This is a genomic window from Streptomyces sp. AN091965, assembly GCF_022698285.1.
Taxonomy (GTDB): Bacteria; Actinomycetota; Actinomycetes; order Streptomycetales; family Streptomycetaceae; genus Streptomyces.
Genome location: NZ_JALDMY010000001.1, coordinates 8,427,512 through 8,451,529, shown reverse-complemented (window position 1 = coordinate 8,451,529; position 24,018 = coordinate 8,427,512). Strand labels below are relative to the sequence as shown.

19 protein-coding genes are annotated in these 24,018 nt (G+C 73.5%); 10 read left to right on the top strand and 9 right to left on the bottom strand.

The window, feature by feature from the left end; genetic code table 11:
- Positions 1 to 3 precede the first annotated feature (3 nt).
- Positions 4 to 2,355, top strand: coding sequence for an ATP-binding cassette domain-containing protein (locus tag MQV74_RS35115; RefSeq protein ID WP_242727077.1), 2,352 nt, complete (start codon positions 4 to 6; stop codon positions 2,353 to 2,355).
- A gap of 148 nt (positions 2,356 to 2,503) precedes the next feature.
- Here MQV74_RS35115 and MQV74_RS35110 read toward each other — a convergent pair whose 3' ends face one another.
- Positions 2,504 to 3,463: a LysR family transcriptional regulator gene (locus tag MQV74_RS35110; RefSeq protein WP_242727076.1), complete on the bottom strand. Its 960-nt coding sequence runs from the start codon at positions 3,461 to 3,463 to the stop codon at positions 2,504 to 2,506.
- A 404-nt stretch (positions 3,464 to 3,867) separates the two neighbouring features.
- Between MQV74_RS35110 and MQV74_RS35100 the strand changes: the two genes are divergently transcribed.
- Entirely contained in the window at positions 3,868 to 4,764 is an 897-nt protein-coding gene (locus MQV74_RS35100; RefSeq protein ID WP_242729305.1) for a serine hydrolase, read from the top strand.
- Between the two features lie 95 nt (positions 4,765 to 4,859).
- Positions 4,860 to 5,843 carry an MBL fold metallo-hydrolase gene (locus MQV74_RS35095; RefSeq protein ID WP_242727075.1) on the top strand — a complete coding sequence of 328 codons (984 nt, stop codon included), beginning with the start codon at positions 4,860 to 4,862 and terminating at the stop codon, positions 5,841 to 5,843.
- Here the strand turns inward: MQV74_RS35095 and MQV74_RS35090 are convergent.
- Genes MQV74_RS35090 through MQV74_RS35080 form a run of 3 tightly spaced genes read right to left on the bottom strand, consistent with a single transcriptional unit; the run spans position 5,840 to position 9,246 of the window.
- The gene (locus tag MQV74_RS35090; protein WP_242727074.1) at positions 5,840 to 6,589 is read right to left on the bottom strand and encodes a succinate dehydrogenase/fumarate reductase iron-sulfur subunit; all 750 of its coding nucleotides are present in this window, start codon (positions 6,587 to 6,589) and stop codon (positions 5,840 to 5,842) included. The two genes, MQV74_RS35095 and MQV74_RS35090, sit on opposite strands and share 4 nt — an antisense overlap.
- Positions 6,586 to 8,535, bottom strand: coding sequence for a fumarate reductase/succinate dehydrogenase flavoprotein subunit (locus MQV74_RS35085; protein ID WP_242727073.1), 1,950 nt, complete (start codon positions 8,533 to 8,535; stop codon positions 6,586 to 6,588). The genes MQV74_RS35090 and MQV74_RS35085 overlap by 4 nt, the downstream gene beginning before the upstream one ends.
- Positions 8,536 to 8,538: 3 nt before the next feature.
- A complete protein-coding gene (locus MQV74_RS35080) occupies positions 8,539 to 9,246 on the bottom strand; it encodes a succinate dehydrogenase (protein ID WP_242727072.1) in 708 nt (235 codons plus the stop codon).
- 94 nt (positions 9,247 to 9,340) lie between these two features.
- Here MQV74_RS35080 and MQV74_RS35075 point away from each other — a divergent pair, with 94 nt between their 5' ends.
- Entirely contained in the window at positions 9,341 to 10,216 is an 876-nt protein-coding gene (locus MQV74_RS35075; RefSeq protein ID WP_242727071.1) for a LysR family transcriptional regulator, read from the top strand.
- Between the two features lie 216 nt (positions 10,217 to 10,432).
- The gene (locus MQV74_RS35070; protein WP_242727070.1) at positions 10,433 to 13,276 is read left to right on the top strand and encodes a hypothetical protein; all 2,844 of its coding nucleotides are present in this window, start codon (positions 10,433 to 10,435) and stop codon (positions 13,274 to 13,276) included.
- A 15-nt stretch (positions 13,277 to 13,291) separates the two neighbouring features.
- Here the strand turns inward: MQV74_RS35070 and MQV74_RS35065 are convergent, their stop codons facing one another.
- From MQV74_RS35065 to MQV74_RS35055, 3 genes are all read right to left on the bottom strand, one after another.
- Positions 13,292 to 15,424, bottom strand: coding sequence for a putative bifunctional diguanylate cyclase/phosphodiesterase (locus MQV74_RS35065; protein WP_242727069.1), 2,133 nt, complete (start codon positions 15,422 to 15,424; stop codon positions 13,292 to 13,294).
- On the bottom strand, positions 15,421 to 16,251 hold the full coding sequence (locus MQV74_RS35060) for an SAM-dependent methyltransferase (RefSeq protein ID WP_242727068.1): 831 nt from the start codon (positions 16,249 to 16,251) through the stop codon (positions 15,421 to 15,423). Before MQV74_RS35060 ends, MQV74_RS35065 begins: the two co-directional genes overlap by 4 nt.
- 285 nt (positions 16,252 to 16,536) lie before the next feature.
- On the bottom strand, positions 16,537 to 17,502 hold the full coding sequence (locus tag MQV74_RS35055) for an SCO0930 family lipoprotein (protein ID WP_242727067.1): 966 nt from the start codon (positions 17,500 to 17,502) through the stop codon (positions 16,537 to 16,539).
- A gap of 277 nt (positions 17,503 to 17,779) precedes the next feature.
- Between MQV74_RS35055 and MQV74_RS35050 the strand changes: the two genes are divergently transcribed.
- Both MQV74_RS35050 and MQV74_RS35045 read left to right on the top strand, forming a co-directional pair.
- Positions 17,780 to 18,442: a hypothetical protein gene (locus MQV74_RS35050; RefSeq protein WP_242727066.1), complete on the top strand. Its 663-nt coding sequence runs from the start codon at positions 17,780 to 17,782 to the stop codon at positions 18,440 to 18,442.
- Positions 18,443 to 18,457: 15 nt separating this feature from the next.
- Entirely contained in the window at positions 18,458 to 19,222 is a 765-nt protein-coding gene (locus MQV74_RS35045; RefSeq protein WP_242727065.1) for a bestrophin-like domain, read from the top strand.
- A gap of 71 nt (positions 19,223 to 19,293) precedes the next feature.
- Here MQV74_RS35045 and MQV74_RS35040 read toward each other — a convergent pair whose 3' ends face one another.
- Positions 19,294 to 20,148: an SAM-dependent methyltransferase gene (locus MQV74_RS35040; protein WP_242727064.1), complete on the bottom strand. Its 855-nt coding sequence runs from the start codon at positions 20,146 to 20,148 to the stop codon at positions 19,294 to 19,296.
- Positions 20,149 to 20,686: 538 nt separating this feature from the next.
- Between MQV74_RS35040 and MQV74_RS35035 the strand changes: the two genes are divergently transcribed.
- The 3 genes from MQV74_RS35035 to MQV74_RS35025 all read left to right on the top strand — a co-directional run bounded on the left by MQV74_RS35035 (position 20,687) and on the right by MQV74_RS35025 (position 23,401).
- On the top strand, positions 20,687 to 22,006 hold the full coding sequence (locus MQV74_RS35035) for an alpha/beta hydrolase (RefSeq protein WP_242727063.1): 1,320 nt from the start codon (positions 20,687 to 20,689) through the stop codon (positions 22,004 to 22,006).
- A gap of 269 nt (positions 22,007 to 22,275) precedes the next feature.
- Positions 22,276 to 22,590: a YidB family protein gene (locus tag MQV74_RS35030; protein ID WP_242727062.1), complete on the top strand. Its 315-nt coding sequence runs from the start codon at positions 22,276 to 22,278 to the stop codon at positions 22,588 to 22,590.
- 289 nt (positions 22,591 to 22,879) lie between these two features.
- Positions 22,880 to 23,401: a hypothetical protein gene (locus tag MQV74_RS35025; RefSeq protein WP_242727061.1), complete on the top strand. Its 522-nt coding sequence runs from the start codon at positions 22,880 to 22,882 to the stop codon at positions 23,399 to 23,401.
- A 100-nt stretch (positions 23,402 to 23,501) separates the two neighbouring features.
- Here the strand turns inward: MQV74_RS35025 and MQV74_RS35020 are convergent, their stop codons facing one another.
- A complete protein-coding gene (locus tag MQV74_RS35020; protein ID WP_138963249.1) occupies positions 23,502 to 23,990 on the bottom strand; it encodes a hypothetical protein in 489 nt (162 codons plus the stop codon).
- Between the last annotated feature and the right edge of the window lie 28 nt (positions 23,991 to 24,018).

The window sequence follows — 24,018 nt, the reverse complement described above, 5'->3', positions numbered from 1 at the left end:
CCCATGCCCAGCCCCCGCGCCCACGACCCGTTCGTCCGCGTCCGGGGCGCCCGCGAACACAATCTGCGCGGCGTCGACGTGGACGTCCCGCGCGACGTGATCGCCGTGTTCACCGGCGTCTCCGGCTCCGGGAAGTCCTCGCTGGCCTTCGGGACGATCTACGCGGAGGCCCAGCGGCGCTACTTCGAGTCGGTGGCCCCGTACGCGCGCCGCCTCATCCACCAGGTAGGAGCGCCCAAGGTCGGCGAGATCACGGGCCTGCCGCCCGCCGTCTCGCTCCAGCAGCGCAGGTCCGCGCCCACCTCCCGCTCCTCGGTGGGCACCGTCACGACGCTGTCCAACTCGCTGCGGATGCTGTTCTCGCGCGCCGGTACGTATCCCGCAGGCGCCGAGCGGCTCGATTCGGACGCGTTCTCGCCGAACACGGCCGCCGGCGCGTGCCCCGCCTGCCACGGCCTCGGCCGGGTGCACCGCACCACCGAGGAACTCCTGGTCCCCGACCCGTCCCTGTCCATCCGCGACGGCGCCATCGCCGCGTGGCCCGGCGCCTGGCAGGGCAAGAACCTCCGCGACGTCCTGGACACGCTCGGCCACGACGTGGACCGGCCCTGGCGCGAACTGCCGCAGGGCGAGCGGGACTGGATCCTCTTCACCGACGAGCAGCCGGTGGTGACGGTCCACCCCGTCCGCGAGGCGGGCCGCATCCAACGCCCCTACCAGGGCACGTACATGAGCGCCCGGCGCTACGTCATGAAGACGTTCGCCGACTCCAAGAGCCCGACCCTGCGCGCCAAGGCCGAGCGCTTCCTGACCAGCGAGCCGTGCCCGGCGTGCGGCGGCAGCAGGCTGCGGCCCGAGGCGCTCGCGGTGACGTTCGCGGGCCGCACGATCGCGGAGCTCGCCGCGCTTCCGCTGAGCGACCTCGCCGCGTGCCTGCGGGACACCGGCGGTTCGCAGACGGCCCGCGTCCTCACCGCCGACCTCCTCTCCCGCATCGACACCATCACCGAACTGGGCCTCGGCTACCTCTCCCCCGACCGCGCCACGCCGACGCTCTCCCCCGGCGAACTCCAGCGCCTGCGCCTGGCGACCCAGCTGCGCTCCGGGCTCTTCGGCGTCGTGTACGTCCTGGACGAGCCGTCGGCCGGGCTGCACCCGGCGGACACCGAGTCCCTCCTCACGGTGCTCGACCGGCTCAAGGCCGCGGGCAACTCCGTGTTCGTCGTGGAACACCACCTCGACGTGATGCGCCACGCCGACTGGCTCGTGGACGTGGGCCCGCGCGCGGGCGAGCACGGCGGCGAAGTCCTGCACAGCGGCCCCGTGGCCGACCTGGCCGACGTCGCCGGGTCCGCCACGGCCCGCTACCTCTTCGGCCGCGCCCCGGCCCCCGTACGGCAGGTCCGCGAGCCGCGCGGCCGGCTGAAGGTGGGCCCGGTGACCCGGCACAACCTGCGGGACGTGACGGTGGAATTCCCCCTCGGCGCGTTCACCGCGGTCACCGGCGTCTCCGGCTCCGGCAAGTCCACGCTCCTCGGCGAGCTCACCGAGGAACTCGACGGCGTCGGGCGCCTGGTCCGCGTCGACCAGAAGCCCATCGGCCGCACCCCCCGCTCCAACCTGGCCACCTACACCGGTCTCTTCGACGTCGTACGCAAGGTCTTCGCGGCCACCGACGCGGCACGGGAACGCGGGTACGGGGTCGGGCGGTTCTCCTTCAACGTGGCGGGCGGGCGGTGCGAGACCTGCCAGGGCGAGGGGTTCGTGAGCGTGGAGCTCCTCTTCCTGCCCAGTACGTACGCGCCCTGCCCCGACTGCGGAGGTGCCCGCTACAACCCCGAGACCCTCCAGGTCACCCACAACGGCCGCACCATCGCCGAGGTCCTCGACCTGACCGTCGAGGCCGCCGCCGGCTTCTTCGCCGACACGCCCGCCGTCCAGCGCAGCCTGAGCACCCTCATCGACGTCGGCCTGGGCTATCTGCGCCTCGGCCAGCCCGCCACGGAGCTCTCCGGGGGCGAGGCGCAGCGCATCAAGCTCGCCAGTGAGCTGCAGCGGGCGCGGCGCGGGCACACCCTCTACCTCCTGGACGAGCCCACCACCGGGCTGCACCCCGCCGATGTGGAGCTCCTCGTGGGGCGGCTGCACGAGCTCGTCGACGCGGGGCACTCCGTGGTGGTCGCCGAGCACGACATGGCCGTGGTGGCCGGGGCGGACTGGGTGGTGGACCTCGGGCCCGGGGGTGGGGCCGGGGGCGGCCGCGTGGTGGCCTGCGGCCCGCCTCGGCAGGTCTCCGGTGCCGCCCTCAGCCGCACGGCCCCCTACTTGGCCGCGGCCCTGCCCTCCCCTGCCTGACCGGCGTCCCTTCTCCCACCCACCCACCCGTACCTGCCCCGGCGCCCGGACCGGCCCCGGCCTGGCGGCTCTCGGGTTGTGGGGTGTCTGCTGCCTTGGGTGGGGTCGGGTGGGTGGGGGCAGAGCCCTGCCCGGTGTGAGGTGGGGCTTACGGGGGCTCGTACACCACTGTCCAGGGGCGAGGGGGCGGGGCCGGGGTGGACGCCCGGGGCACGGCCGTGCCGTCCCGGGTCAGGACCTGCGCCGCGAAGCCCGCGAACCGGGCGGCCCCCGCATGCGCCCCCTGCACGGGCCACGCCCCGGCGACCCGCTGTGCGAGGGGCCGGTCGGCGAGCGGGCGCCAGACCACCCTCGGCTCCTTGCGCGCGGCGGTGCCCCGTTCGAAGGCCACGCCCTGCCCCGCCGCCACGAGGCCGAGCAGGAACTCGGGGTTCCGGGCGTGCCGGACGCGGCCGGGCACGAAGCCGCCCCCGCGGCAGACGTCGAGCGTGGCGTCGTACCACCCCGGCGCGGCCTCCCGCGGGCCGAGGACCAGGTCGTGCCCGGACAGATCCGCGAGGGAGACCTCCGCGAGCCGGGTCAGCGGGGACGTCCGGGGCAGCACCACGCCCAGCTCGACGGCGACTTCGGGCCCGAGGACGAGGCCGGTGGCGTCCACCGGCAGCTGCAGCAGGCCGACGTCGAGGCCACCGGACGCGAGCAGGCGCAGCTGCTCCTGCGTGGACACCTCCTGGAGGTCGACGCGGAGGCCCGGCGCGTGCTCCGCGCAGGCGGCGAGGAGCGCGTGCAGCACGGGCGCGGCGGTGTCCTCGGGCACACCCGCGCGCAGCGTACCGACGTCGCCGTCGACGGCGCGCCGCACCAAGGACCGCAGCCGCTCCTCGCGCACGAGGAGCTCACGGGCCTCGTCGTACAGGACGGACCCGGCAGCGGTGAGCCGCACCTGCCGGTTGCTCCGGTCGAAGAGTTCGGCGCCGAGCTCCTTCTCCAGGCGGCGCACGGCCTGGCTGAGCGGCGGCTGTGCCATGCCGAGCAGCTCGGCGGCCCGGCTGAAGTGCAGCTCCTCCGCGGTGACGAGGAAAATACGCAGGTGCCGCAAGAGATCCACGCGACGAGCGTAGGCGAGAGGAAGTGAGGGGCGGGATGCGGGTCGAGGAACGCATACGGGAGGTCTTCGCCCGGGCGGGCGCGGAGGGCGCGCTGCACGCGATGCGCATCGACACCACCGGAGGAGCCGGTCCGGCGGCCGCCCCACCCGGCGGCCCGGCACCAGTGACCGCCCCCGCCCCCGCGGCATGGCCGACCACTGCCTCCCTCGACACGTCGGAGCCGGCCACCGACCCCACCACCCGTGCGGCCGGAGCCGTCGCCGCCCCCGCCGGCGGACCGAGGGCCCACCCCACCCGTACGACCGGACGGACAACCGGCCCCGCCCGCACCACGACGCCGACGACCGACCCCGGCCCTGCGCACGGAGCGGCACCCGGCCCCGTCCCTGCGGCCGGTCCGGCGATCGGCGCCCACCCCGCGGCCGGATCACCGCTCCCGCCTTCATCCCCTACCGGAGGACCAGCGACCGCTCACCCCCAGGGCGCGAGCCCGGACGTCTCCCTCTCCCCCGACACCCCCGTCCCCATCTCCTCCGTCTTCAAGGTGCTGCTCGTCCTGGAGTTCGCGCGCCAGGTCGCCGCGGGGCAGCTCGATCCGCGAGAGCGGGTCCTGGTGACGGACGGGCAGCGGCTGGGGGGCTGGGGGATCGCCGGGTGCGTGGACGACGTGGAGGTCTCGCTGCGCGACCTCGCGTACTTCGCGCTGACCGTGAGTGACAACTCCGCGGCCGACGTCCTGCTCTCCCGCGTCGGCCTCGACACGGTGGGCATGCTGGCGCGGGAGCTGGGTCTCGCGCGGACCCGGATCGTGGGCGGGCCGCGCGAGGCCCTCGCGTCGATGCTGGACGACGTCGGGGCGCGCACGGCGGAGGAGTTCGCCCCGCTGTACCGCGCCCTGCCGGACGAGGGGAAGCGGCGCCTGAGCGTCCTCGACCCGGCGCGGGCCAACGCCAGTACGCCGCGTGAGGTCACCCGCCTGCTCGACCTGATCTGGCGGGACGCGGCGGGGCCGCCCGAGGCGTGTGCGCAGGTGCGGGCGCTGATGGGGCGCCAGGTGTTCCGCCACCGGCTCACCTCGGGGTTCCCCGACGAGGTACGGATCGCCGCGAAGACCGGCACGCTGCCGGGGCTGCACATCGAGGCGGGCGTGGTGCGCTGGCCGGAGGGCGACACGTACGCGGTGGCCGTGTTCGCGAGGAGTCACGCGATGGCCGCCGACCTCACCCGGGTGGACGCCGCGATCGGCGCCGCCGCCAGGATCGCCGTCGACAGTTTGCGTGCGGGGGGCGAGCCCTCTTAGCCACCGTTCCGAGCTGGTGTCATATCGGATCGGATATCCACCTCGCGGATTTTTGATCTTGGACGGCGCCCTTCGCCTCCTGGTCTGCTGCCGCCATGAGCACCCACGCACGCCCCCTCAGCCCCGGCCGTCGCACCCTCCTGCGCGGTGCCGCTCTCGGCGCGGCCGTTCCCCTGGTCCCCGCCACCGCGTCCGCCGAGGGGCGCGCCCCGGCCCGCCGCCGTTCTTCCGCGCCCGTCTCGTACCGCTGGCTCGGCACCTCGGGCTGGCGGATCGACCTGCGGAAGAAGAACACGACCGTCCTCGTCGATCCGTACGTCACCCGCTTCGACACCGGCCTGTTCACCGGCTCCTTCGACCCCGGCACGCGGCTGCGCACCGACGAGGCACTGGTGCGCGAGCACGCGGGCACGCCCGAGGTCATCTGCGTCACGCACACCCACTGGGACCACCTCAACGACGTGCCCCAGCTGGCCCGTTCGACGGGGGCGCGGGTCATCGGCACCGAGACGACGTACCACGTGCTGCGCTCCTTCGGCGTGGACGCCGGGCAGATCTCCGTGGTGAAGGGCGGCGAGGTGCTCGACTTCGACGGGTACGTGATCGAGGTGGCGAGCTCGCGGCACAGCCGCAACGGCTCGTACTCCTACTTCGCGCCCGGCACCCTGCACGCCCCGCCCGCGGCCGCGCCCCGGACGGTCTCCGACCTGCCGGAGGGCGACACGCTGGCGTTCAAGGTGACGCCGGACGGCGCGCCCTCGGCGCTCTTCATGGGGGCGAGCGACTTCGACGAGCGCTCCTTTCGGGGTCTGGAGCCGGACATCGCGATGGTCGCGGTGGCGTCGAGCACGTCGACGCGGCGCTATGTGCCGCGGCTGCTCGACGCGCTCGGCCGTCCCGACGTGCTGGTGCCGGTGCACTGGGACGACTTCGAGAAGCCCCTGAGCCTGCCGCCCCGCAAGGACGGCACGGGCCTGGACGACTTCCTCGCCCAGGCCCGTGCCGTCAGCCCCCGCTCCCGGCTCGTGGTGCCGGACTACGCGACGGTGTACGGGGCGGACCTGCGGCCCCGCCGCTAGCGGCGGGGCGCCTTGCGGGTGGCCCGCAGCCACTCCTTGTTCATCGCCGCGATGGACGGCAGCGGGATGCCCTTCGGGCAGGCCGTGGCGCACTCTCCGGTCAGGGTGCAGCCGCCGAAGCCCTCGGAGTCCATCTGCGTGACCATGTCGAGGACGCGGGTCTCGCGCTCGGGCGCGCCCTGCGGAAGGACGCTCAGATGGTTCACCTTGGCCGAGGTGAACAGCATCGCCGAGCCGTTGGGGCAGGCGGCCACGCAGGCGCCGCAGCCGATGCACTCGGCGTGCTCGAAGGCGTAGTCGGCGTCCGGCTTGGGCACGGGCGTGGCGTGTGCCTCGGGCGCGGAGCCGGTCGGGACGCTGATGTAGCCGCCCGCCTGGATGATGCGGTCGAAGGCGGAGCGGTCGACGACCAGGTCCTTGATGACCGGGAAGGCGGCCGCGCGCCACGGCTCGACGTCGATGGTGTCGCCGTCCGCGAAGGACCGCATGTGCAGCTGGCAGGTGGTGGTGCGCTCGGGCCCGTGCGCGTCGCCGTTGATGACGAGCGAACAGGCGCCGCAGATGCCCTCGCGGCAGTCGTGGTCGAAGGCGACCGGCTCCTCGCCCTTGACGATGAGCTCTTCGTTGAGGGTGTCGAGCATCTCCAGGAAGGACATGTCCGGCGAGATCCCGTCCACGTCGTACGTGGACATGGCGCCTTCGGCGTCGGCGTTCTGCTGGCGCCAGACGCGCAGGGTGAGCTTCATGCGTAGCTCCGCTGAGTGGGGTGGACGTACTCGAAGACCAGGTCTTCCTTGTGCAGGACGGGGGCGGTGCCGGTGGCGGTGAACTCCCAGGCGGCCGCGTAGGAGAACTCCTCGTCCCTGCGGGCGGCCTCGCCGTCGGGCGTCTGGGACTCCTCGCGGAAGTGGCCGCCGCAGGACTCGGCGCGGTGCAGCGCGTCGAGGCACATCAGCTCGGCGAGCTCCAGGTAGTCGACGATGCGGTTGGCCTTCTCCAGGGACTGGTTGAACTCCTCGCCGGTGCCGGGCACCTTGAGGCGCCGCCAGAACTCCTCGCGGATCTGCGGGATGCGCTCCAGGGCCTTGCGCAGACCCGTCTCGGTGCGGGCCATGCCGCAGAACTCCCACATGAGTTCGCCGAGTTCGCGGTGGAAGGAGTCGGGCGTGCGGTCGCCGTCGACGGCCAGCAGGCGTGCGATCCGCTCCTCGGTCTCGGTGAGCACCTCGCGCACCTCGGGGTGCTGGTCGGTGACCTCCTCCTGGTGCGGGTTGCGCGCGAGGTAGTCGTTGATGGTGGACGGCAGGACGAAGTAGCCGTCGGCGAGGCCCTGCATCAGGGCGGAGGCGCCGAGCCGGTTCGCGCCGTGGTCGGAGAAGTTGGCCTCGCCGATGGCGAACAGGCCGGGCACGGTGGTCTGCAGGTCGTAGTCGACCCACAGGCCGCCCATCGTGTAGTGCACGGCGGGGTAGATCCGCATCGGCACCCGGTACGGATCCTCGTCGGTGATCCGCTGGTACATGTCGAAGAGGTTGCCGTACTTGGCCTCGACGGCTCCCCGGCCCATGCGCGCGATGGCGTCGGCGAAGTCCAGGTAGACGCCCTGGCCTCCGGGGCCCACTCCCCTGCCCTCGTCGCAGACGTTCTTCGCGGCCCGCGATGCGATGTCGCGCGGGACGAGGTTGCCGAAGGAGGGGTAGATGCGCTCCAGGTAGTAGTCGCGCTCGTCCTCGGGGATCTCGTTCGCCGGGCGCGTGTCGCCCTTGGCCTTCGGCACCCAGATGCGGCCGTCGTTGCGCAGCGACTCGCTCATCAGCGTCAGCTTCGACTGGTGGTCGCCGGTGCGCGGGATGCAGGTGGGGTGGATCTGGGTGAAGCACGGGTTGCCGAAGTAGGCGCCGCGCCGGTGGGCCCGCCACACGGCGGTGGCGTTGGAGTTCATGGCGTTGGTCGACAGGTAGAAGACGTTGCCGTAGCCGCCGGAGGCGAGGACGACGGCGTCCGCGAAGTAGGTGTCGATCTTGCCGGTGACCAGGTCGCGGGCGACGATGCCGCGCGCCCGGCCGTCGACGACGATCACGTCGAGCATCTCGGTGCGCGGATGCATCTCGACGTTCCCGGCCGCGATCTGGCGGCTGAGCGCCTGGTACGCGCCGAGCAGGAGCTGCTGGCCCGTCTGGCCGCGGGCGTAGAACGTGCGGGAGACCTGCACGCCGCCGAAGGAGCGGGTGTCGAGCAGTCCGCCGTACTCGCGCGCGAAGGGCACGCCCTGGGCCACGCACTGGTCGATGATCTCCACCGAGATCTGTGCGAGCCGGTGCACGTTGGACTCGCGGGCGCGGAAGTCGCCGCCCTTGACGGTGTCGTAGAACAGGCGGTGCACGGAGTCGCCGTCGTTGCGGTAGTTCTTGGCGGCGTTGATGCCGCCCTGCGCGGCGATCGAGTGGGCGCGGCGCGGCGAGTCCTGGTAGCAGAACTGCACGACGTGGTAGCCCTGTTCGGCGAGCGTGGCCCCGGCGGAGCCGCCCGCGAGCCCGGTGCCCACCACGATCACGGTGTGCTTGCGGCGGTTGGCGGGGTTGACCAGCTTGGCCTCGAAGCGGCGGGTGTCCCAGCGCTCGTTGACCGGCCCGCCCGGCGCCTTGGTGTCGACGACCGGCTCTCCGGTGACGTACTCGGCAAAGGAATTCATCGGTCAGCTCACCACTCCGGTCATGACGCCGACGGGTACGGAGACGAAGCCAGCGGTCAGCAGGAGCGCGAGGCCGTTGGCGCAGGTCTTCAGGGCGCGGTCGCGGCTCGCGCTGCCCGCGCCGAGGGTCTGTGCGGCGCTCCAGAAGCCGTGCCGCACGTGGAAGCCGACGGCGACCACGGCGACGATGTAGACGACGTTGCCGTACCAGGTCGAGAAGGTGTCGATGACGTTCTGGTACGGGTGCAGGTGCTGGTACTCGCCGGGGTGCGCGGTGCCCGTCGTCAGGTCCAGGATGTGCCAGACGATGAACAGGCCGACGATGACGCCGCCCCAGCGCATGGTGCGCGTCGCGTAGCTGCTGCGCGGCTTCTTGTGCACGTACTTCGTGGGACGCGCCTTGATGTCGCGCTTGCTGAGCTGGTACGCGGACACGGCGTGCGCGACGACGGAGACGACGAGCACGACGCGGATGACCCACAGGGTCCACTCCCAGCGCATCACGGGCTCGCCGAGCGTGCGCAGCCAGTGCGCGTAGTGGTTGAAGTCGCCGGGACCGAAGAAGATCTTCAGGTTCCCGATCATGTGGGCGACCAGGTAGAGCAGCATGATCAGACCGCTCACCGCCATCACGGTCTTCTTGCCGACGGTGGAGTCCCACACCGATCGCGGAAGTGACGGCCGTCGGTCCGTCCGCGTTGCCAGAGCCATGTCATCCACGCTACGGGCGAAGGTCCCGATCAGTCCAAGAGATGATGGCGCTCATCTCCATAGCGGGAGACTATGGAAAGTCTAGAGTGTGAGCATGCAATTCCAGCAGCTGCTGTACTTCGTCGCCGTCGCCGAGACCCGGCACTTCACCCGGGCCGCCGAGCGGGTGCACGTCTCGCAGCCGTCGCTCTCGCAGCAGGTGCGCGCCCTGGAGAAGGAGCTGGGCGCCGAGCTGTTCAGCCGGGCGCGCGGCAACATCACACTCACCGACGCGGGCGAGGCGCTGCTTCCGCTGGCCCGGCGCATCCTGGCCGACGCCGACACCGCCCGCATCGAGGTGCAGGAGCTGGCGCAGCTGCGCCGCGGCCGGGTGCGCCTCGGCGCGACCCCGAGCGTCTGCACCGGTCTGCTTCCGCAGGTCCTGCGCGACTTCCACGACCGGCACCCCGGCATCCAGCTCCTCATCGAGGAGGGCGGCAGCCACGACCTCGTCCGCCACCTCGCGCGCGGCGCCCTCGACCTGGCGCTCGTGGTGCTACCGCTGCCGAGCCCCTCGCCCGCCCTGACCACGGTGGAACTGCTGCACGAGGACCTGGTCGTGGTGTCGTCGCCGGACGCGCCCGGCCTCGGCGCCACGGCGCGCGTCGCCGATCTGCAGAGCGAGCGCCTCGTGATGTTCCGGCACGGCTACGACCTGCGGGAGCTGACGGTCGCGGCCTGCCGGGCCGAGGGCTTCGAGCCCGAGTTCGCCGTCGAGGGCGGCGAGATGGACGCGGTGCTCGGCTTCGTGCGCGCGGGCCTCGGCGTCGCCGTCGTCCCCCGCATGGTCGCCGAACGCGCGGGCGGCGACCTGCGGATGACGCCGCTCGCCCGGCCCCGCCTCCGCCGCACGATCGCGCTCGCCCACCGCAGCGACGTGGCACCGCCACGGGCGGCCCGGGAGCTGCAGCGGATGCTCCTCGCCCGGTGAGACCCGGCGCGGGCCCCCGAGGTGAGCGCCGGTGCCCCGCCGCGAGACCCGGTGCAGCGCACGCCCACGCCGTGCACGGGCATGCGCGCGCCCCCACTCCACTCCCACGCGCCCTCCGGAACAGCACGTACGTAGGAGATTTCCCGCCACCCGAAGCCTCCCGGCCACCCCTTACCCGGCCCTACCCTGGCCCTCCGAACGCGGGAGGGGGCGCGCATGGGGGCTGCGCGGGGCGTGCGCCACAGGGTCGCCAGGGCTGCTCGCGCGACGGCCGCGCTGCTGCTGTGCGGCCTTGTCGCGGCGTGTGTGACGTGGGCGTCGGACGAGTGGGGTGACACGGCGCGCGCCCAGGTCCTGGCGCAGCGGGCGGAGCTCGCCACACCGCGGCCTCCGCAGCCGTGGTGGGCGGAGGAGGAGGGGGCGCAGGCGGCGTCCGGCCGCGTTCCGGTGGGCTCGATGATGGACGTTCCGGGCCGGGGCAGCCGTGGCGAGATCGCGGTGCGCATCGAGCGGACGCCCCAGAAGTCCTGGCAGGCCCTGGTCCACTACCGGCTGCGGCTGCGCGCGGCGGATCCGCTCGTGAACCGGCTCAGGGCGCAGCCGGGGCGGTTCGCCCAGGTCTCCAGCAGGCTGCCGGGCGGGTACCCCACCGCCGCCGCCCTGCACGACGGCGCGCGGCGGCCCGGCTACCCCAGCTGGTGCACGGTCAGCCAGGCATCGGCGCGCGACAGCGTGACCGTCACCGCCGAGCACCGCGTCCCCTTGACCGACGCGACGGCCACGAGCGGCCTCAAGTACTCCATCGCCTCCTCGTTCAAGGACGAGAAGGGCGACCTGGTCCCCCTCGTCCGCCTGCCCGGCCACTGGGTCTGGAGCATCGAGGTGCCGCGCGGCTGGGGCCTCGCGGTCACCGTCACTCCGACCCGGCAGCGGGCCCGCACGGTCGAGTTCACGCTCAGGGACACCGACAAGCCCGGCCTCGGCGCGGTGACGGCGAGCCTCCGGACCTCCCGCGAGGCGTCCTTCACCCCCTACGGCTCCCCCACCCCGCAGGACCCGCCCGGCAGCAGCCCCGAAGCCCTGCTGTCCCTCGTCGTCCTGGCCGTCGTGATCTGCGCCGCACTGGTCGGCTACCGCGCCGCGCCGGGCGGGAGTCCCCGCGCGGGTCCCCTCGTTCCGCTCGTCGTCGTGGGCCTCGCCGTCGCCGTGGGCGCGCTGCTGCTCGACTCCTACTCCACGAACTGGAAGGTGCTCTCCTGGCTGTGGGGAGGCCTCGTGTACGGCCACACGGGCCTGGTCTCGGAGCCGCTGCCCATGGAGTCGCGCACGGAAGGCGTGCTGCTCGGGACCGTCCTGTTCGTCCTTCCGGTGCTGACCGTCGTCGTCGCCCACCGGCGGCGCGGCGCCCCCTGCCCCGCCGTCGTCGAGGCGGGCGTCCTCGCCGCGCCCGCCGCGGCCCTCGTCCTGCTGGCCTGGCTCATGGGCGGCGGCACGTGGACGCGGGCCGCCGTCACCTGTCTCGTCACTGCCTCGCTCGCGGCCGTCGTCGTGTACGCGGTCCTCCGCCTGCGGCTGTGCGGCGGCGCGGCGCGCCCGTGGGCGGTGCCGCTCGCCCTGGCCACCTGGACCGCGGGGATCTCCTGCGTCGTCCTCCAAGTGCTGCCCTGGGAGTTCCATCTTGCGACGCCGTTCACCGGGCAGTGGCTCTTCACCGGACGGAGCGCCGGAGCCTCCTGGCCGCTCCTGTTCACCCTGCTCACGCCCTGGGTCACCGCGCTGCTGCTGATCGTCGTCCCGCTCCTGCCGCCCCCGGCCCGGATCGGCTGGAAGGGGCGCCTGGCGCTCGCGGCCGTGCTCGTCCCCGCGCTGCTCCCGTGGTGGACCACCATGACCTCCACGGACCGGCCCGCGACCAGCGACCTGTTCGCCCAGCTCGCCGGGGAGTGGCCGGGCGACAGCCTCGTCTACGGCGTCCGCACCGTCGCGCCCGGCGCACAGGTGGTGTGGTGCGCTGCCGTCGCCGTCCTGTTGGCCCAGCTCTACGCCACCGGTGGGCAGCGGGGCCGCTGGGGCTCGGGCGCGCGCCGGAACTGCCTCGCCCTGCTGCTGTTCGCCGCCGCCGCGACCGTCATCGGCGCCCCGAGCAGCTGGCTGCCGTACTGGACGACCGCCGCCGCGCTCCTCGTGGCCTGGGCGGGCGCCCACCTGCTGCTGCCGCCCGGCCGTGCGGAGCGCGCCGGGCAGTTGCACGCGCTGTCCGGCGCCGCGCACGCCCGGCTGCTCAACTCCCTGGCCCGCGCCCTGCTCTTCGCCGAGGGGCGGCACCGCTTCCTGACGTCGTCACGGGGCACCCTCGCCGACACCTCCCTGCCCGCCGACACCTGGGAGGAGAAGTGGCAGAGCCTGCGCCGGCCCACCGCCGCCGACGCGGCCCGGGAGACGGCGAGGCTCAAGGCCGTCGCGCTCGGCGGCTCGGCGGGCCGCACCGCCTGGTCGAACGGCGTCGCCGCCGCGGCGGCCACCGCGCTGCTCACCCTGCCGTGGACGGCGTGGACGGCCTGGCAGGCCGAGGGCTACAGCGGCCTGCCGGAGTCGGTGACCGTGGCGGGCGCGCCCACCTGCGTCTGGCTGGCGCACGGCTTCACGTACGGCTATCTGTATCCGTGGCTGCGCGGCAACACACCCGTCGGCAAGGCGGGCTGGCTGTGGGCGGTGATGTCGGCGGTCCAGCTCCTGCTGCTCGTGCCGCGCCTGCGCGTGCCCCAGGGGCCGACCGCGCTCTCGGTCTTCCTGATCCTGGCGCAGAGCACCGTCATGGCCCTGGGCCTGGCGCTGTACTGGGAGATGCGCCTGGTCCGCAGGGCCGACCTCCTGTGGGGCCACATCCGCAACTTCCGCCGTCTGTCGTCCCTGGCCACCCCGGTGAGCGCGGTCCTGGTGGCGGCCGTGGCGGCGGTGGCCACGGTCCTGGCGACCACCTGGGCGAGCAACGTCACGGCCCCGGTGGAGACCCCCAGCCCGTCCCACTCGACCACGTCGGCGCCGCCCGAAGGGCACTGACGCGGGCCGCCCCCGTCAGGGCACGTCCGCGAGCGCCAGCTCGTGCAGCCGGTCCGGCGGGCCGGGCCGGGCGTAGTACCAGCCCTGGGCGGTGTCGCACCCCAGCTCCCGGAGCTGGTCGGCCTGCGCGCCCGTCTCGACGCCCTCGACCGTCACGGCCAGGTCCAGGCTGTGCGCGAGCGACACGATGCCCTCGACGATCTTCAGGTCGACGGGGTCGACGGGGTAGTGCTGCATGCCCTGGGTGAAGGCCCGGTCGAGCTTGAGGACGCTGACCGGCAGGCGCCGGAGGTTCGCCAGGTTCGAGTAGCCCGTGCCGAAGTCGTCGAGCGCGATGTCGACGCCCATCTCGGCGAGCCGCCGCAGCGGCTTGAGCAGGTCCTCGTCGGCACCGATCAGCGCGGACTCGGTGACCTCCAGGCACAGCGCTCCCGGCGCGAGCCCCGTCCGCTCCAGGATCTCCACGGTGTCCGAGACGAGGCCGGGGTGGGTGAGCTGGCACGGCGAGAGGTTCACGTTCACGCGCAGCGGACCCGAGTCCTCGTGCCGGGCCTCCCAGGTGCGCGCCTGGCGCACGGACTCCTCGAGGACCCAGCGGCCGAGCGGCACGATGAGCCCGGTGTGCTCGGCGAGCGGAATGAAGCGGTCCGGGCCGATGACACCGTGCTGCGGGTGCAGCCAGCGCACCAGCGCCTCGGCGCCGCGCACGCTGCCGTCCTCCAGGTGCACAAGGGGCTGGTACTCGATGAAGAACTCGCCGCGCTCCAGGGCCACCGGCAGCGCCGTCGTCAGGCCGTGCCGGGTGATGGCGCGGGCGTCGGCCTCGGGGTCGGCCAGCTCGTAGCGGTTGCCGCCCGCGTGCTTCGCGCGGTACATCGTGATGTCGGCGCTGCGCAGCACCTCGGCCGCGCCGCGCTCGGCGGCCGGGCCCTCGACGATGCCGATCGAGCCGCGCACGGTCAGCTCACGGCCGTCGACGCTGATCGGCGTCGCGAGCGCGTTCATGATGCGCCCGGCCAGCTCGTCGACCTCCCGCTCCGTGTCGGGCCCCGTGGTCAGCGCCACGAACTCGTCGCCGCCGAGGCGGGCCACCATCTCGCCGGGCGCGGTCGCGCAGGCCTGGAGACGGTCGGCGACCTCGACGAGCAGCCGGTCGCCCGCCGCGTGCCCCAGGCTGTCGTTCACCGTCTTGAAGCCGTCGAGGTCCAGGTAGCAGAGCCCGAAGCGGGCGCGCTCGCCGGCCGCGAGCGCCTTCTCCAGGCGTTCGAAGAACAGCGTGCGGTTGGGCAGTCCGGTGAGCGCGTCGTGCGTCGCCTCGTAGCGCAGGCGCAGATTCAGCAGGCGGCGCTCGGTGGTGTCCTCGACGAGCGCCAGCTGGTACTGCGGCACGCCGTCGGCGTCGCGCAGCAGAGAGACCGTCAGATTGGTCCACAGGACCGTGCCGTCGGGACGGTAGAAGGCCTTCTCCACGCGGTAGTGCTCGCGCTCGCCGTGCACCAGCTCCTCGTACAGCTTCCACACGTGCGGGGAGTCGTCGGGGTGCGTCCAGCTGCCCACGTTGCGCCCGCGCAGCTGGTGCTCCAGGCCGCCGAACATCCGCACGAGGGCGTCGTTGACCTCCAGGACGGTGCCTTCGAGGTCGGCGATGCCGATGCCGACCGCGGCGCCGTGGAACACCGCGCGGAAGCGGGCCTCGCTCGCGTGCAGGGCCTCGGCGACGGTGCCCCGCGCGTCGAGCGCCGCCCGGGATATGGCCTCCTGCTCGGCGAGGGTGCGGGCGCGCAGGGCCCGCGCGAAGCCCGCGGCGACCGCGTGCTGGATGCGGGCGCAGCGGGCCCGCAGCTCCTCGCGCTCGCCCTCGGCGCCGCAGTACAGGACCAGGTAGGCGTCCACCACGTTCAGCGTGCGGCTGAGCGCCTCGGGCTCGGTGCAGTGCGCCTCGACCAGGGCCGCGCCCACCGCCTCCCCGGTGGCGGCGCGGAACGGCCGCTCCTCCAGGGCGTCCCGCAACCACCGGGCGAGCGGCCGCAGTTGCTGCTCGAACTCGGGCCGGGTCAGCGAGGTGGCGGTCACCGGGAAGAGCGCGCGACTCCAGATCGTGGCGAATCTGCGCAGTCTGTCCTCCGGCCCGTCCGGCTCCGCGCTCAACGCTTGCGTCCCACGCCGGCGAACCCGGAGAAGGCCCAGGGGTCCTCGGCCTCGCACTCGTCGTACTCGTCGAGTTCCGTGTCGGCCCGCCACTGCGGCATCGGCACGAGGCCGGGTTCCACCATGTCGTATCCCTCGAAGAACCGCGCGATCTCGGCACGCGATCGCATGATCAATGGATTGCGGATGTCCTTGTACACGCCGACGGCGCCGGCGGCCTGCTCCTGCGGAACCGGTATCCCTTCGTACGAAATGTGAGTGACGGCCAGCAGGCTGCCGGACGCCGTCGCGTCCCGCAGTTCTCCGACCGCCGCGTAGGGATCGTACGCGTCCTCGACGAAGTGGAGTATGGCCGCCAGGAGAAGCGCAGTCGGCTTGTCCAAGTCGATCAGTGCCCTGACCTCGTAACTGCCCAGGATGTCACGGGGTTTGCGCAGGTCGGCGAAGACCGCGTCGACCTGGGGCTCGCCGTCCACGACCGCCCGGGCGTGCGCGACGGCGACCGGGTCGTGATCCACGTACACCACGCGCGCCCCCGGGGCCGCGGCCCGGACCGTCTCGTGGACCGCGCCGAAGGAGGGGATGCCGCAGCCGATGTCGAGGAACTGGTCGATGCCCGCCGCGGCGGCGAAGCGCACGGCGCGGCGGGTGAAGGCACGATTCGCCTGCACGATCTTGGGGAACCCGGGCAGGAACTCCATGGCCCGGCGGGCGGCGTCCCGGTCCGCCTCGAAGTTGTACGAGCCCCCCAGGTAGCAGTCGTTGATCCGGGCCGCGCTCGGCATCGCGATGTCGATGCCGGGCGGGGCCCAGGCGGGACGCTCCATCAACACTCCAAGGCATAGGCATCAGGCTGAGGCGAGCCGGTGTTCGAAGGTGAGGCTACTGATCGCCAGCCAAGGGAGCGAGTCAAACCGGAAATTGGCCGTCCGTTCTCGGTCACTGCCTGGGCCACTGCCGGTGGCACATGCCGTACGCATCCTGAGATACGCCGAAGAACCGGCCCATTCCCTCCGTCTCGGTACGGAAGGAACGGGCCGGTCGGACGGGCTCGTCCGGGCTACGGGGTGGGGCGCCGGACGGGCCCGGCGCCGCGCGGCGGCGGCAGGGGCCTACTGCGCGGCGCGCACCGCCTTGCCGTCCGGGGCCGCGGCGAACCACGTGCCGCCCACGCCCTGACCGTTGGTGTCGCCGGGCTTCGCGTCCCCGGCGAAGGTGTACAGCGGCCAGCAGTCGAGCGTCTGCTGCTTGAGCCCGTCGGGGCGGTTGAAGGTGACGAACCCCTTCTTCAGGACGCCCTTCGTGTCGTTCTTGGCCACGGGCTCCACCACCGGCCACTTCTTGAGGCAGGCGCCGGTACAGGCGGACTTCATGGGCCAGGCGGAGTCCTTGGTGAAGCGGTAGACCGTCATGCCGTTCTTGTCGACGACGATCTCGCCGAGCTCGGGGTCGACGCGGGTGGAGAGCCCGGCCGGGTCGGCGGGCCGCGCGGCGCCCGCCCCGCCGCCGGGGGCCGCCGGCTTGGCCTTCTTGCCGTCGGGAGCCGCCGCGAACCAGGTGCCGCCCACACCCTGCCCCTTGACGTCGCCGGGCTTGGTGTCCTTGGCGAACCGGTACATCGGCCAGCCGTCGATGGTCAGCTGTTTGCCGCCGTCGGACCGGGTGACCTCGCCGATCAGCGACGCGTCGACGCCGGGCGCGGCCTTCGCGCCCTTCGCGGACACCACGGGCCAGGCCTTCTCGCAGGCGCCGTCGCAGTTCGACTCGGGCGGCTCGGCGGAGTCCTTGTCGAAGCGGTACAGCGTGAAGCCCGCGCTGTCCGTGACGACCTTGCCGAGCTTCTTGCTGTCCCGGACGGCCAGCTGCCCGGCGGCCTTCGCCCCGCCCTTGGCGCCCGCGGCGCTGCCGGAGTCCGAGCCGTAGCCGTCGTCCGAGCCGTAGCCGTCGTCCGCGGGTGCCTCGTTGCCCACGTTCTGGCCCTTCGGGGACTGCTCCCCCTTGTCCTGACCGCACGCCGTCGTCAGCGCCAGCACGGCCGCAGCTGTCGCTACGAGCGAAGCGCTCCGCCAGGTCTTCATCTCTCACTCACTCCCGCTGTTCGCTTGGGTGGTGCGACGGCCGCTCGCGTCACACATGGCCCTAGGTACGGGTGGGGCGGGGGAGAGTGTTCAAGACGGGTTCAAGATTCTTTGCGGGGCCGGTGACACGGCCGGTGGACGCGGGACGTGCACGGCGCGCGGGGCGGCGCCTCCGAGCGGCACCCCGGCGCGAACTCGCGTACGACCGCTCCCTCCTTCGAATGATTCATCCCAACATTGCGCGCGAGCCGGGCGCACGCCCCTCATCATCTGCGTCGTGCCCGGATCATCCAGGGGCTTCCTCGCTCCCGTCACACGTGTGTTCGCGCTGCTCGCGCTGGCCCTGTTCGTGGGTGTCCCGGCGGGCTCGGCCGTCGTCGTGGCCGACGCCTGCGCGTACGCCTCGACCGGCCCGGGCGGAACGGCCACGGCGTACGCGGGCAGCGGGAAGTGCCCTCCGCCGCCCACGAAGCCACCCAAGCCGACGCCGCCGAAGCCCACGCCCACGCCGCCGAAGCCCACACCCACCCCGCCGAAACCCACGCCCACGCCCCCCAAGCCCACACCCACGCCGCCGAAGCCCACTCCCCCCAAGCCGACGCCCCCGAAACCCACGCCTCCGAAGCCGACCCCGCCCGCGCCGCCGCGGCCGGTGCCGCCGCCGAAGCCCGCGCCGCCGCCTCCCCCGCCGCCCACGCCCCGGATCGCCCCGGCGCCGCCCGCGCCGTCGGTCGAGCCGCCGCCACCGCCCAAGCCCCCCGCGCCCCGGCCGACACCCTCACCCCGGCGCTCCCAGCGCGCGCCGGAGCCCGTGCACTACCCCGCGTACCACGCGCCCCCGCGCAAGAGCCCGCCGCGCGACGGGGCCTCTCTCGTCCAACTCACCCTGCTCATCACCGCACCCGCGGTGCTCGCCGTCGCCGCGCTGCGGCCGCGCTGACCGCCGGAGGACTCCTTGACGGAATGGCTTGTTCTCACCCTCGCGATGGCTGCCGCGTGCGCCGTCGTGCTCCTCATCGTCGTGCTGCGGCACTGGCGAAGCTCCGCGGACGCTGACGTGTCGGAGACTCCGGACGTCATGGAGTACATGACGATGATGATCGGCGTGGTCTACGCGATCGTCCTCGGTCTGGCCATCGCTGGCGTCTGGGAGGCCCGCAGCGCCGCCCAGGACCACGTCCGCAACGAGGCCCAGGCGCTGCACGAGGTGCACGAGCGGGCCCGTGTCTACCCCGCCGAGGTCCGTGACCGCATCCGCAGCGACGTAAGGGCGTATGTCGGCCATGTGGTGACCAAGGAGTGGGACCAGATGGCCGACAACGGTGAACTCAGCGCGCGCGGCACCGCCCTGCTCGCCACGCTCCGCCACGACGTCACCGACTACGAGCCCAAGTCCGACTTCGAGGCGCAGGCCTATCAGCCGCTCGTCGACCAGGTCGCCCTCGCCGACGACGCGCGCGGCGCCCGCGGCGACAGCGCCGAGGCCACCATGCCCGGAGTCGTCTGGTTCGGCCTGATCACCGGCGGGCTCGTGACCGTCGGCCTCATCTTCGCCTTCCAGATCCGCCGGACCGGCCGCGAGCTGGTCCTCGCCGGTCTCTTCTCCGCCCTGATCGCCTTCCTGCTCTTCCTGATCTGGGACTTCGACGCCCCCTACAGCCGCGGCATCGCGGCCACGGCGGAGCCCTTCACGGCGCTCTTCCCCGGGATCGGCGACTGACCGCACGCATACGGCGCCGCCGGGAGCGGTCCGCGCGACCCGGACACGGGCCACGCGGACCGCTCCCGGCCCTACGCCCCGGGGCGGCGGCCGCTGAAGATGCCCCAGCGCAGGCGGCCGGCGCCGGCCGCGTCCACCCACAGCGGCAGATTGGCGAGCAGCCCGTCGACGTAGCCGGGGCTGATGACCGCGCGCAGGTCGGCCTCCTTGGCGCGCGTCTCGTCGGTGAGGCGGACGTAGTGGCGCTCCACCTGGTCGCTGTGGTCGGCGAAGTCGACCGAGCCCAGGCCGAGTTCGCCCAGAATCCGCAGATAGAAGGTGGGGGTGGCGAGCGCGTCCACGCCGAGGCGGGACACGGCCGTGTGCAGCACCTCGGCGGGCGTCTCCTCGTCGGCCATCAGATCGGTGAAGGCCAGGGCCCCGCCGGGGGTGAGCACCCGGACCGCCTCGCTCAGGACGCGGTTGCGGTCGCCGCTGTGGCAGAAGGCCTCCAGGGAGCACACGGCGTCGAAGTGGCCGTCCGCGTAGGGCACGTCGTGGAAGGAGCCGGTGACGACCTCGATGAGGTCGCCGAGGCCGCGCGAGGCGTTGGCCGCGCGGTGCCGCTCGTTCTGGGCCTCGCTGAGGTTGAGCGCGACGACCCGGCAGCCGAAGCGGTCGGCCAGGTAGCGGGCGGTCCCGCCGTAGCCGGACCCGAGGTCCAGGACGGTCCGCTCCGGGCCGAGGGTGCCCTGGAGCCGGTCCGCGAGCTCCTGGACGGTACGCCGGGAGGCGTCCGCGATGGGCTCCCGCTCGTGGGCGTAGATGCCCGTGTGGATGTCCTCGCCGCCCCACACGATGTCGTAGAACGCGTCGACGTCACTGGTCTCGTAGTAACGGCGCGTCGCGTCCTCGCCCGTGCCCGATGCGGTCACGTCACTGCCCATAGCCGCTTGCCACCTCTCGCCGGTCGGCCCCGGGCCCTTCGCGGGCCCTGCGGCCAAGCCTCGGCGTCTTCGCACCGAAGATCAACGAGGGCGAATCAGCCATGTCGGCGCCCTCCGGGCGGCCGCCGCGGGGTGGGGCGCGCCGGGCCGGGACCGTCCGTTCGGGAGGCGTGAACGCCGGTCCTGCCCGGCCGCCCGGCGGGCCACCGGCGCGTCGCAGGGAAGTACCGGTGGCCCCGCCGCACGGATGCCCCCGCCGTCCCCCGTCGTGCCCCATCCGCGCGGCATATGCGTCATGAAACCCCCTCGCGGGGCCGCCCGGGGAGTGTGTGCGCCGCGCCGGTTCGGGTGCGGCGAGCACACGGCGTGTGACCCGGGCGGCGCCGCTGGGCGTGCCCCGCCCGCGCGCCCACCGCGCGCCCTGGTCCGCGCTCCCCCTCACGCCCCCGCCGCTCCCGCGCTGCGACCCGGCCCTGACCAGCGCACCCTGGGGGGAGGCAGGCCCTGGAGCGGGGCGGTCGGCAGGAAGCGAGCGCGTGTGGAGCGGGTGGTGACGGCCGCGGGGCCGCTGGACTGGTCGCTGGTGGCCGGAACCGTGCCGGTCCTGCTGCGGGTGCTCGGCGCGCTGGGGCTCGCGGTGCTGCTGTGGTCGCGGGAGCGCCGGTGGTGGACGCGGCTGCTGCCCGCCGCCCTCGTCCTCGCCGCGCTGCTCGCGTTCCTGGTGCCGGTGGTGGTGGACGACTGGTGGCAGCCGTTCCCCGACGCGCTGCCGACCGACGTGGTGGTGTGGATCGGCGTGACGCTCCTCGGCGTGTGCCTGGCCCTCTTCCGAATGCCGACGCTGCGCCCGCGCGGCCGGGCCGGGGCGCTGGTCGCCGGGGTGTTCGTGGTGCTGTTCGGCCTCTCCGAGGTCAACATCCATTACGACAACTACCCGACCCCGCGCACCCTGCTCGGCCCGCAGGACACCGTCGGCTTCCGCGAGGCCGCGGGCGGCAGGGAGCCGCTCGTCGAGGTGCCGCCGGGCAAGGCGGTGTCCGAGGTCTGGCGGGCCCCCGCCGGGCTGCCCGCCAAGGGCACGGTGTCGAAGACCCCCGTCCCGGGGAAGCGGTCGCGCTTCGCCGCCCGGGACGCGTACGTCTACCTGCCGCCCGCCTACCAGGCGTCGCCGCGGCCGCCGCTTCCCGTGCTCGTTTTGATGGCGGGGCAGCCCGGCGCGCCGGAGGACTGGATCACCTCGGGCCAACTGCCCGACATGATGGACGACTTCGCCGCCGCGCACGCGGGTCTCGCGCCCGTCGTGCTCGTCGTGGACCCGCTCGGCGGCTCGTTCGACAACCCGCTGTGCATGAACTCCCGCCTCGGCGACGTCCAGACGTATCTCGCCGAGGACGTGCCGCGCTGGGCGGCCGACCACCTCCAGGTCGCCTCCGGACGCGCGCACTGGGCGGTGTCCGGCCTGTCCAACGGCGGGACCTGCTCGCTCCAGCTGGCGGTGAACGCGCCCGGCCGGTTCGGCTCCTTCGTCGACATCTCCGGGCAGGACGAGCCGACGCTCGGCAGCCGCGAGAAGACCGTCGAGGCGGCCTTCGGCGGTGACGAGGCCGCCTTCGAGAAGGTCAACCCGCTGGACGTGCTTGCGCGCGAGCGCTTCCCGGACACCTCGGCCGTGTTCGTCGCGGGGAAGGACGACTCCACGTACCGGCCGCAGGCGCTCAAGGCGTACGCGGCCGCGAAGAAGGCGGGCATGAAGGCCGAACTGGTCGAGCTGCCCGGCGGCCACAGCTGGCAGGTGTGGCGCCCGGGGCTGAGGGAGCACCTGGGCTGGCTCGCCTCCCGGACGGGCCTGACGCCGTGACCGGGCACGCCTGCGCTCCCGCCTGAGTCCCGCGCGCCCGCCCGGCTCCGCGCCCGGATTCCCCGCTGACGGAAAACGTGCTGGAAAAGCGGTGCCCGGTGGGTCAAATCGCCCTGGGCCGTGGCGCGTTCGGCGTGCCTTCACTTCCTCGCGCAACCCTCGAACACCCCTGCCACGTCTGGTCCCACGAGGGCAACGCGGAGGCGGTGGATCCGCCGCCGCGCCCCAGCACCACCGATTCAGTTATCGCTTCTTGCAAGGAGATAGACATGGCTGCCATCGACGCCCCCGCCACCCCCCTGGAGCTGTTCCTCATCACCACCCTCTTCGACGGCGGTCACATCGCCCCGGCGGTGGAGGAGCTGCGCGCGGCCGGCCTCGGCGACAAGGTCGACTCGTGGATCAGCACGGGTGAGAACCAGCCCCTCACCGCCGACGAGCTGGCCAAGGCCCTCGGCGACAGCATCGCCCGCATAGCCGCCATCCAGGGTCTCAGCACGGACGAGGTCGCCCAGAAGGCCGCGGCCGCGCTCCCGGTCACCTTCGACGCGCTGAGCCCGGAGGGCCAGGTCGTCACCGAGTAGGGCGCACCGCCCCGCTGATGCTCCTGTTCCGCTGACGCAGCTCCGCTGAACGACCTGCCGCCCGGCGGCCGAGGCTCCCTCACGAGGGCCCGGCGCCGGGCGGTTTCCGCTGTCCGGGCACAGCGCGACACGCGGCCGTTCCCCTGTCCGGCCCACAGGAATGCCCCGTTCGCACGACAGCGATCGCGGCGCATCCCCGGCCTGCCTAGCGTTCGACGCATCGAGGTGCGCATCAGGCGCCGGCGGAAGAAGGTCCGCGGCCGCTCCTCGGGGACCCGGAGGATTCGCCATGCGCGCGATACGCGTCGCCTCGGCCGCCCTGTTCACCACCGCCGCCCTGGCCCTCACCGCTCCCACCGCGGGCGCGGCCGTCGCGGGCGACGAGAACATCACCTCGTTCGGCTTCCGCGTCACGCCCTCCACGATCGCCGCGGGCGGGCAGGTCACGCTGACCGTCGACGGCTGCGACAACACCACCAAGGTGACCTCCGGCGTGTTCGACGACGTCACCATCCCCAAGGGTCAGTCGTCGGCCACCGCGCACGTCTTCTGGGACGCCAAGCCCGGCGCCATGTACGAGGTGACGTTCACCTGCGGCCAGGAGTCGGGCAGGACCGACCTCACCATCGCCACCGGCGGCGGCCACTCCAGCCCCGGCACGCACCACAGCAGGGGCGTCAGGGCGGGCGTCGGCGGGAGCGTCGGCGGGTTCGACGGGGGCCAGCTGGCCCTGGGCGGCGCGCTGATCGCGGGTGTGCTCGGCACGGCGTACTACTGGACGCGCCGCCGTACGGACGCCGACCACTCCTGACCCCTCGGGTCACACCGGCCCCGGAGCTCCGGGGCACGGACGGGAAACACGGCCGACCGGCCCGGCGCGGAAGGGGACGCGCCGGGCCGGTCGTGTCTGGTCACGCCCTGTTCTCGGCCCGGCGCCGCATCCAGAACACGCCGCCGCCGACCACCGCGGCGGCGACCAGGGCCCCGCCGATCGCGATGTCGGTGCTGGTCGCCCCGGACGTCGAGCTGCCGCCGAGGCCGCCGCGGGCGGCGCCGTGGATGACGGTGAAGGCGTGCGGGCGGGTGAGCGGCTGCTTGCCGTGGCAGAGCGCGGTGATGTCGTAGGCGCCGGGCTCGGCGTGGTGGTGCACGGTGACGGTCGCGCTGGAGGTGGTGCCGCCCGGGATCTGCTTGAGGTCCGTCTTCGGGAAGGCGGGCGACTCGACGCTGCCGGGGTGGTCGCAGCCGTCGACGGTGACCGTGAGCTGGCCGCCCCGGGCGATCACGCTGGGCATGGCGACGATGTTGCTGGGGCCCGCCCAGGCAGCCGCCGTCGGCGCGGCGAGGCCGACGACGGCGCCTGCGGCGACGACGGCCGCCAGTGCTCGAGAGTTACGCATGGAATTCCTCCGCGAGAGGCACCCCGGG